Annotated in this window: 5 protein-coding genes and 1 pseudogene; 5 read left to right on the forward strand and 1 reads right to left on the reverse strand. The window is 73.0% G+C overall.

Features of this window, described 5'->3' with window-relative positions:
- Nucleotides 1-80: 80 nt before the first annotated feature.
- Nucleotides 81-1,103 (reverse strand): aldo/keto reductase, encoded by a 1,023-nt coding sequence (locus tag I59_RS08330; RefSeq protein WP_022903475.1) that lies wholly within the window; start codon nt 1,101-1,103, stop codon nt 81-83.
- Nucleotides 1,104-1,191: 88 nt separating this feature from the next.
- Between I59_RS08330 and I59_RS08335 the strand changes: the two genes are divergently transcribed.
- The 5 genes and pseudogenes from I59_RS08335 to I59_RS08360 all read left to right on the forward strand — a co-directional run.
- Nucleotides 1,192-1,761 carry a TetR/AcrR family transcriptional regulator gene (locus I59_RS08335; RefSeq protein ID WP_022903476.1) on the forward strand — a complete coding sequence of 190 codons (570 nt, stop codon included), beginning with the start codon at nt 1,192-1,194 and terminating at the stop codon, nt 1,759-1,761.
- A 52-nt stretch (nt 1,762-1,813) separates the two neighbouring features.
- Nucleotides 1,814-2,485 carry a hypothetical protein gene (locus I59_RS08340; protein WP_148286141.1) on the forward strand — a complete coding sequence of 224 codons (672 nt, stop codon included), beginning with the start codon at nt 1,814-1,816 and terminating at the stop codon, nt 2,483-2,485.
- Nucleotides 2,486-3,009: 524 nt separating this feature from the next.
- Nucleotides 3,010-5,088, forward strand: a complete 2,079-nt coding sequence (locus I59_RS08350) for a choice-of-anchor G family protein (protein ID WP_022903479.1) — start codon at nt 3,010-3,012, stop codon at nt 5,086-5,088.
- 308 nt (nt 5,089-5,396) lie between these two features.
- Nucleotides 5,397-5,579, forward strand: coding sequence for a hypothetical protein (locus I59_RS22040; RefSeq protein ID WP_148286142.1), 183 nt, complete (start codon nt 5,397-5,399; stop codon nt 5,577-5,579).
- Between the two features lie 26 nt (nt 5,580-5,605).
- Nucleotides 5,606-6,001 (forward strand): annotated as a pseudogene (locus tag I59_RS08360) (NAD(+) synthase); the annotation flags it as partial.

A 6,001-nucleotide genomic window follows, 5' to 3' on the forward strand; every position in this document is an offset into this window, starting at 1 on the left:
CATGGAAGAGCAGTTCCGTCCTAAGGAAACGGTTGGGGGTTCGAGTCCCTCCAGGGGCACCACCAGCACCAGGGTCAGTGTCAGGCGGCGGCTCGCTCGGCCTCGGGCCGACGGCGCATCGCAGGGGAACCGACCTCGGGCCCGCGGTACACCATGTCCATCGCGCCGATGCTCTCGCCCGGCGGGACGATCGCGTCGATCCGGTCGAGCACCTCGTCGGAGAGCACCACGTCCATCCCGGCCAGGGTGTCCTCGAGCTGCTCCATCGTGCGGGGCCCGGCGATCGCCGACGTCACCCCCGGGTGCGCGATCGTGAACGCCATCGCCAGGTGCGTCAGCCGGATGCCGGTCTCGTCGGCCAAGGCGATCAGCTGCTCGATCGCGGCCAGTCGTCGTTCATCGCGGAAGTGCCGCATGCCGGTGCCCGCGCGGAACTCGTCGTTCGCCTGCCCGGCACGGTACCGCCCGGTGAGCGAGCCGCCCGCGAGGGGGCTGTAGACGAGCGTCCCCATGCCGTACCGCTGGGCGACGGGGAGGACCTCGCGCTCGATCTCGCGATCGAGGATCGAGTAGTTCGGCTGCTCGGTGCGGAACCGCTCGAACCCGCGTCGGTCGGACGTCCACTGTGCTTCGACGATCTCGGATCCGCGCATCGACGAGCTGCCGATCGCGCGGACCTTGCCCTGCCGGACGAGGTCGGTGAGCGCCGAGAGGGTCTCGTCGATGTCCGTCGCCGGGTCGGGGCGGTGCAGCTGGTAGAGGTCGATGTGGTCGGTGCGGAGGTTCCGGAGTGACCGCTCGACGGCCTGGACGATCCACCGGCGCGAGGCTCCGCGGTGGTTCACGTCGTCGTCCACCGGCCCGTGGAACTTCGTGGCGAGCACGACCTGGTCGCGTCGTCCGGCGAGTGCTTCGCCGACGACCTCCTCGGAGTCGCCGTAGCGGTCCGCGGTGTCGATGACGTTGATGCCGGCGTCGAGTGCCCGGTGGATGATCCGGACGCCCTCGCTCCGGTCGGGGTTGCCGAACCGGCCCAGCATCATGGCGCCGAGTGCGTAGGGCGTCACCGTGATGCCGGTGCGCCCGAGTGTGCGGTACTGCATGGCCGTCTCCTGTAGTCTCGTATCCGGAACGTTGTTCCGCTGTTGAGGACTGTACGGAACGTTGTTCCGCTTACGCAAGGGGTGTGCAGTGCCGACCGTCGAACCGCGACGCCTCCGGGCCGACGCCCGCCAGAACGTGGACGCGATCCTGCACGCTGCCCGCACGGTGTTCGCCCGCTCCGGCGTCGACGCTCCCGTGCGAGAGGTCGCCGCCGAGGCCGGCGTCGGCGTCGGCACGCTCTACCGGCACTTCCCGCAGCGCGCGGACCTCGTCGCTGCGGTCTTCACCTCGGAGATCGACGACACGGCCGCCGAGGCCGACCGGCTGCGCGCCGAGTACCCGCCGGGGGAGGCCCTCGACCGCTGGGTCGCCCGGTTCACACGGTTCGTGGCGACGAAGCAGGGGCTCTCGGCAGCGCTGCACTCCGGCGATGCGGCGTTCGACGCCCTGCCGGGGTACTTCGTCGACCGGCTCGGGCACGTGGTGCGGGAGCTCCTCGACGCGGCGATCGCCACGGGGGAGGTCCGCAGCGACGTCGACGCGGTCGAGCTCCTGCAGGCGATCGGCGACCTCAGCCACCGAGTGCCCGCGGCCGACGGCGCGCCGAACCCGATGGTGCGTGTGCTCCTCGACGGGCTCCGGGTCCGCCGTGACTGAGGGACCGTGCAGCAACCCGGGACCGGGTTCGCGATCGCCCTAGTCTGGCCCGATGGGGAACAACGGACGGCGCCGTGGGGGCGCGATCGGTGTGGTCGTCCTGGTGGGCTACCTGGTGTTGCGCTTCGGCTTCCTGGCGTACCGGGAGCACGAGGAGGGGATGAGCACCGAGGGCATCGTGCTGAGCCTGCTCGGGTTCGCAGCACTCGCCTTCGTGATCGTCGAGTTGGTCAACCTCGGCTACCACGCACACACCCGGCGTCGTGAGCAGGCCCTGGCCGCCCGGCACCCGGGAGCGCACCTCGTCCCGGTGCTCCTGAGCAGGGACCTCGGCAAGCAGATCGCATGGGCGGCCGGCGCGCTCGGGCTGCCGCAGACGGCGGTGCCCCGGCGCGGGTACGCCACGCTCGTCGCGGACGGCAACGGCATCGGGCTCTACTCCGGTGGGTCCACGCCGACGCTCCTGCTCGGCATCCCGCGTCCCGCGCTCGTCTCGGTGGCGAGCGGGGACGCGAAGGCCGTCGGTCGGTACGCGTTCGGCCGCGTGGACGCGGTCCGGGTGCTCGCGGGCGACCCGAACGCGCCGGTGTCCTTCGACGTCCCCGCCTACCGGGTCGTGTTCGGGTTCCCGAAGCACCTGCGCGGCGAGGAGCTCCACCAGGTCGTCCGGACCGTCGCGTCCGCGGTCGGCGTCTCGGTCGCGACCCAGCCGCCGCTGCGCTGAGCGCCGGGCGCACCGCAGACCGCGCAACCGATCACGCAGCACCCCGCGCCCACGCGCGCACCGTCCGACGGGAGGCTCCTGGCGGCGCCGTCCCGAGCCTCCCGTCCGGTGGTCGGGTCGCCGGCTCGACGACGCGCGACGGCCGTCGTCGATCCCGCACCGTTCACCCGCGGCCCCCGAACGGGGGTATCGCCAGGTGCACGGTGATGCCTTGTAGGTTGTTCAGGAACGCGGACCAACCACCCGCGCTCAGTCCTCAGCACGACGGCGTCGCCGTGCTCACCCGAGGGGGATCAGGGATGGACCGGAACGACTCCGCGACCGCGCACAGCGCGCGCTCCAGCGTGAGCGCCGGCATCCCGCTCCCCGTCCACGGGGGTGACGCCTTCCGGTAGCCCGTCCGCGCGCAGCTCGACGCGCACACGTGACTCCGGGACCGCCCAACCAGCGGTCTCGTCGGATCCCCGGACCAACCGACCGGGGATGGATCAGCGGCGGAGGGATCCGCCGGAGGAAGAGGCACAATGCCATCCACAGCAACACGCTTCGCGCTGCGCGCGGGCGCCACGGCCACCGTGGCCGCGGTCATCATCGGCGGTGCGGCGCTCCCCGCGAACGCCGCCGCCACCGACGCCACCCAGGCCGAGGGCCGACTGCTCGCGGGCAGCGGCACCGTCGACCTCGACACGATCGCGGCGCTCGCCGGGTCCTACGCGGCGACCGCTCCCGGCGGCCCGGCCGACGGCGGGTCGAACCCGCTCGACCTCACCGTCCTGAACGGCATCGGTGTGAACGCGCCGAACGGCATCCAGCTGCTCGGGTCCAACGGCCTCGTGGACGTGGGGGTCGCCGGGCAGTACTCCGCGACCTCCACGACCGACGCCGTCGCATCCGCCGGAGCGATCACCGGCGACGGTGCGATCCAGGTCGGCGCGCCGGGCACCGGTGCGAGCGTGGACCTCACGCCGCTGATCGACGGGCTCGACCTCGACGGTGTCGTCAGCGACGCCTCGGTCGACCTCGGCGCACTGTCCGCCCGGGCCGAGGCGACCCGCACCTTCGACCGCGCCGACGTCACCACCGACTACCAGGTGGCAAGCGCGGACGTGTCCGTGGTGAGCCCCGCGGTCGCCGCGCTCGTCGGTCAGCTCGACACGGCCCTGGACGCCTCGAGCACCACACTCGAAGCCGCGCTGAGCGCCGACGGTGTGACGGCCGGCCTCACGGGCGCGGTCGCCGACGACCTCGCCGACGCGCTGGGCATCGTCCCCGGGATCACGGTCGGCGACACGACGGCCACCGTCACGGCGGACGTCGACCTCGCACAGGCGGTGTCCTCGGTCACCGCGGCCCCGCTCACCTCCGGCGCGGTCACGATCGACCTCTCGACCGGGACGGTCACGATCGACCTCGCCGACCTCTACACGCTGAACGACCTCGCGCCGAACACGCGCCTCCTCGCCAGCGAGACGATCAACGCGCAGATCGAGGCGTCGATCGCGGACATCCTGACGAACCAGGTGCCCGCCCTGCTGACGACCGCGCTGACCGACGCCCTCGACGCGGCGACGGTCTCCGTGGACATCAGCACCGACGCGACGGTCGTCCTCGCGACTGCCGGGCTCGACATCACCGTGGACACCACGGTCGGCGCGCTGCTCGGGACGTCGACGACCGACCCCGAGGTCGCGATCACCGGGACCGGCGCGCTCGAGGCCCTGGACACGCTCGGTCTCACGGCCGCCCTGGACGCGGTCGTGACGGACGGGGTGCTCCCGGCGATCACCACGGTGGTCGGCGGTGCGGTCCCCGAGGACTTCGTGTCCGACACGGTCGCCACGCTCCTCACCACGCTCGAGGACGTCGTCACCGCACTGGACCCGCTGCTCGACGCGCTGAACCAGCTCGTGGCGATCACGATCAACTCGCAGACCGCCCCGGCGTTCAGCGACCCGGACGGCGACGCGACCGGCGCCACCACGGTGCGCGCGGTGCGCATCGCGCTCCTCCCCGCCCTGGACGCGGCGACGGTGGACATCGCGACCGCGACCGTCCAGGCCGACCCGTTCGCCGGGATCGCCATCACGGACCCCGAGGACGGCAGCTCCACCACCGTCCCGACCGCCGACGACACCACGGACGTCCCGGTGACGGGCACCGCGGAGCCCGGCTCGGACGTCGACGTCACGCTCGACGGCGATGACGCGGGCACGCAGTCGACGGTCACGGACGAGGACGGCACGTGGACCGTGACGTTCCCGGACGTCGCCGTCGGTGACCACGAGGCCGTCGCGGTGGAGACCATCGGCGGGCTCACCAGCGACCCGGACTCGGTGACCTTCGTGGTCGCCGCAGCCCTGGTCGACCCGACGGACCCGACGGACCCGACCGACCCGACCGACCCTGGCACCCCGGGCACCCCGGGCGGCCCCGGTGACGGCGGCGCCGGCGGCCCCGGCACCGGCGGCGGTGCGGGTACCGGTCCCGGTGGATCGCTCGCCTACACCGGCGCGGAGCTCCTGCCGATCATGGTGATCGCCGGCCTGCTGCTCGCCGCGGGCGGCGGCACGCTCCTCGCACGCCGGCTGCGCCACACGGCCTGACCGACGTCCGACCCGCGTGGGTGCCGGTCGGGGGACCGGCACCCACGCCCTCCCGGGAGGCGGCGTGTTCGGGTCGCCGCCTCCCACACCGGTGTGGCGGGGCGTGCATCGTCACCACGCCCGCGACGGTGCGGCGGTGACCACGTCACCGCCGCACCGGCGCACCGCCCCGGAACTCCGGTCCGCCCTGCGCCCCCGCACGCCGGCACGCCGGTCCGGCCGACGCCCCGGCACGGCGGTCCGGCCGGCACCACGACACGACCCCGGCCTCGTCGTCGGCCACCTCGTCGCACCATCGAACCGCACCCGTGAGGAGCACCGTGCACGACCACGACACCCACCCGCTCGACCGCCACGTCGGGCCGCCCCACGTCGAACGCTTCCGACTGACACGCGAGCCGTCCGAGACCCTGTCGGTCGTGTGCACGTGCGCGATCGGCGCCGACCACGAGAACACCATCCACCCCGGCCGGACGACCCCTGTCCGCTGAGGGCGGTCCGGGGGGATACTGGCAGCGTGCGTGAACTCCAAGCAGAAATCGCGGCGGACCTCGACGTCCAGCCGACCATCGACCCGCAGCAGGAGATCGACCGCCGGGTCGGGTTCCTGCGCGACTACCTGCTGACCACCGGCGCGAAGGGCTACCTCCTCGCGATCAGCGGCGGACAGGACTCCACCCTCGCCGGCAAGCTCACGCAGCTCGCCGTCGAGTCCCTGCGTGCCGACGGGCACGACGCGACGTTCACCACCGTGCGGATGCCGTACCGGGTGCAGGCCGACGAGGAGGACGCGCAGCTCGCACTGCAGTTCATCGGCGCCGAGCCCGGCATCACGGTGAACATCGAGCACGGCGTCGACGGCGTCGTGCAGGACACCCTGGCCTCCGGCGTCGAGCTGAGCGACTTCGTGAAG

Source organism: Curtobacterium sp. B8 (assembly GCF_000333315.1).
In the GTDB taxonomy this organism is placed as follows: domain Bacteria; phylum Actinomycetota; class Actinomycetes; order Actinomycetales; family Microbacteriaceae; genus Curtobacterium; species Curtobacterium luteum.